The 3,407-nt window shown below is 56.6% G+C and carries 4 protein-coding genes and 1 pseudogene; 3 read left to right on the top strand and 2 right to left on the bottom strand.

All coding sequences use genetic code 11. The annotated features are described in order from the left end of the window. A partial coding sequence (locus tag QVO43_RS04535; protein ID WP_288174526.1) for a chromate transporter occupies positions 1–114 on the bottom strand: 114 nt, incomplete at its 3' end. Beyond that, the gene (locus tag QVO43_RS04530; RefSeq protein ID WP_022487396.1) at positions 114–653 is read right to left on the bottom strand and encodes a chromate transporter; all 540 of its coding nucleotides are present in this window, start codon (positions 651–653) and stop codon (positions 114–116) included. The genes QVO43_RS04535 and QVO43_RS04530, both read right to left, overlap by 1 nt. 253 nt (positions 654–906) lie before the next feature. Between QVO43_RS04530 and QVO43_RS04525 the strand changes: the two genes are divergently transcribed. From QVO43_RS04525 to QVO43_RS04515, 3 genes and pseudogenes are all read left to right on the top strand, one after another. Then, positions 907–1,920, top strand: coding sequence for a glycosyltransferase family 4 protein (locus tag QVO43_RS04525; RefSeq protein WP_022487395.1), 1,014 nt, complete (start codon positions 907–909; stop codon positions 1,918–1,920). A 17-nt stretch (positions 1,921–1,937) separates the two neighbouring features. Further along, on the top strand, positions 1,938–3,104 hold the full coding sequence (gene wecB, locus QVO43_RS04520; RefSeq protein WP_022487394.1) for a non-hydrolyzing UDP-N-acetylglucosamine 2-epimerase: 1,167 nt from the start codon (positions 1,938–1,940) through the stop codon (positions 3,102–3,104). Positions 3,105–3,110: 6 nt separating this feature from the next. Next, positions 3,111–3,407 (top strand): annotated as a pseudogene (locus tag QVO43_RS04515) (hypothetical protein); the annotation flags it as partial.

Here is a 3,407-nt window from a genome sequence, read left to right as displayed (position 1 = left end):
CCAGCCGGTGGCAGTAGCCAGCTTGGCCAGGAAGGGAATGGTGGCCATGCCGCCGCCGATGGCGAACAGGCCGATTTTGAAGAATTCCCAGAACAGCTGCACAAAAAGGCACATTACAGCTCACCTCCCGCTTTTTTGGCCAAAAGACCCACCACGCCGGCCAGGACCACCAGCCAGGCGGGAGAAATGCTGGAGAACAGGTTGATCCCCATGACCAGAAGGAACAGACCTATGGTCAGTTTGTCCACCAGAGCCCCTTTTGCCAGTTTTTTGATGGCGTTGAAGATCAGCACACAGACGCAGACCCGGATCCCGGCAAAGGCATCCCTGACGAACTGGAGCTGGGCAAAGTTGGACAGGAAGGCGGCGATTACCGTAATGATCACCAGAGAGGGGAACACTACCCCCAGGGTGGCAATGATCCCTCCGGTTACCCCTTTCCGTTTCATGCCAATGAAGGTGGCCGTATTCACCGCAATGACCCCAGGGGTACACTGGCCCACCGCATAATAGTCCGCCAGTTCTTCCTCGCTGGCCCAGTGGTATTTTTCCACCACTTCCGCCTGGAGGATGGGGAGCATGGCATAGCCGCCCCCGAAAGTGACCGCCCCGATCCGGGCGAACACCGCAAACAGCTGGATCAGTTCATTCATGGAAACACCTCCGATTCTTTTCAGTGTAACACGGAGCAAAGAGCCTGTAAACAAACTGGCACCAAATGGCTGGAGGAGAAAAAGAACGGGAAGAAAAATGGAGAAAATGTCACAAAGGAAACAGGGGAACAAATTGTAGATTTTCCAAAACTGTACTATAATAACTTTGTATGAGCAAAAGTGCAGAGAAAATTTTCCAGGAAAAGGGAAAGTAAATTTCCCTGGGCGGGCAATCCGCAGAAAGGCTTGTTTTGTGAAAACGTATTTACTGGCATTGAGCATTTCCCTGATCATCAGTTGGGTCCTGACTCCTTTTGTGAAGAAGCTGGCTTTCCGCATCGGCGCTGTGGACCGGCCCAATGCCCGGAAGGTGCACCACAGGATCATGCCCCGGATGGGGGGCCTGGCCATTTACATCGGGTTCATGGCTGCGGCTGTTTCCACCATGGAACTGACCCGGGACGTGGTGGGCATCCTCCTGGGAGGTACGGTCATTGCCATTGTGGGTATATTGGATGACATGTTCCAGCTGGCCGCCAAGGTGAAGCTGGTGGGCCAGATCATTGCGGCCCTGGTGCCGGTGTTCTTCGGAGTCCGGATCGAATGGCTGAACAATCCCTGGGGCGGGTATTTCTATCTGAACTACCTGTCCATCCCTTTTACCGTGTTCTGGATCGTCAGCTTCACCAATGTGGTGAACCTGATTGACGGGCTGGACGGCCTGGCAGCCGGGGTGTCCGCCATTGCCTCTGTCACGGTGATCATGGTGGCCCTCCAACAGGGACTGTATCCGGTGGCGGTGCTCACCGCGGCCCTGGCCGGAGGCATCATCGGCTTCATCCGGTACAACTTCAATCCGGCCACTATTTTCATGGGGGATACCGGGAGCCTGTTTCTGGGCTACATGCTGGCAGCCATTTCCATTTTCGGCGCTGTGAAAAGCGCGGCCACCATTGCTCTTCTGGTGCCGGCCATTGCCCTGGGGCTGCCCATTATGGACACGGCCTTTGCCATTGTCCGCCGGTACCGGAACGGACGGCCTATTTTCAGTCCGGACAAGGGACATATCCATCACCGCCTGCTGGCCATGGGCTTCAGCCAGCGGCAGGCAGTGATCTTCATGTATCTGATCAGTGCAGGACTCTGCCTTACGGCAGTGCTCCTGACGGAAATGGAGGGGATTTATGCCATTGCACTGCTGGTATTCCTGCTGGCGGTGATCTTCATTGGCGCAAGAAAAATCGGGATTTTACAGGATAGATCATGAAATAGGGGCGAAGGAAAATGAAAAAATTGAAAGTCATGACGATTTTTGGGACCCGGCCGGAAGCCATCAAAATGTGTCCCCTGGTGCTGGAAATGAAAAAGTACCCGGATATGCTGGAACCCATTGTGGCAGTTACCGCCCAGCACCGGGAAATGCTGGACCAGGTGCTGGAGCTGTTCCAGATCAAACCGGATTATGATTTGAACATCATGACCGCCGGTCAGACCCTGTACGATGTGACCAGCCGTGCCCTTATGGGGCTGAAGGAAGTGCTGGAAGAAGCCCAGCCGGATCTGGTGCTGGTCCATGGGGATACCACTACCACCTTTGTGGGGGCGCTGGCTTCTTTCTACAAACAGATCCCCGTTGGCCATGTGGAAGCAGGACTGCGCACCGGCAACAAATATTCTCCCTTCCCGGAGGAAATGAACCGGAAACTTACCGCAGCCATTACCGACTGGCATTTTGCTCCCACCAGCAACGCCAGAGCCAACCTGCTGAAGGAAAACATCAAGGAAGATGACATCTACGTCACCGGGAATACGGTGATCGATGCCCTCCAGGCCACGGTGAAGGATCATTTCGATTTCCACAACCCCAAACTGGAGGAAGCCATCCGTTCCGACCACAAGCTGATCCTGATGACCACCCACCGGCGGGAAAACCTGGGGGCTCCCATGCGCCACGTATACCAGGCTCTGAAGGAAGTGCTGAAGGACAATCCGGAAGCGGAAGCCATTTTCCCCATGCACAAGAATCCCAAGGTCCGGGAAGTGGCAGAAGCGGTCCTGGGCAAAATGGAACGGGTCCATCTGCTGGAACCCATGGACTATGAACCCTTTGCCAACCTGATGGCCCGGGTGGACATTGTCCTCACCGATTCCGGCGGCATCCAGGAAGAAGCACCGGCCCTGGGGAAACCGGTACTGGTGCTCCGGAACACCACGGAACGGCCGGAAGCCGTTACCGCCGGCACGGTGAAGCTGATCGGCACCGGCAAGGAGGATGTGTATGCTGCCACCTGCCGGCTGCTGAACGATGAAAAATACTACCGGTCCATGGCAGAAGCCGTGAATCCCTATGGGGACGGCCAGGCTGCCAAACGGATCGTCACCTATCTGCTCCATACCCATGGGTATCCGGTGGATCTGATGCCGGAATTCCATGGGGGACAGGAAAAGTAAGACCCTATGGAAACCCTGTTCCAGCGCCTGGGCCGTCAGCTCCGGTCGCTGTTTCTGAAACAGCTGGCTCTGGGACTGGCTTTCCTGCTGGCGGTGCTCCTGCTGGGAGGAACCCTGCCCGGGGCCCTTCTGGGCTCCGCCGCCGGCCTGGCGGACACGGCCCTGTTTCTCTGGGGCGTCCGGCGGGGGATGGAAAAGGAACCGGCCCAGGCCGCCCTTTCCATGCACCGGCTCATGTTCCTGCGGATCGCCGTACTGCTGGGGTTCACCCTGGCGGCACTCCGGGGAAAATGGCAGCCGGTG

The organism is Acidaminococcus sp. CAG:542 (assembly GCF_000437815.1).
Lineage (GTDB): Bacteria > Bacillota > Negativicutes > Acidaminococcales > Acidaminococcaceae > Acidaminococcus.
This window is presented reverse-complemented; position numbering and strand designations above follow the sequence as displayed.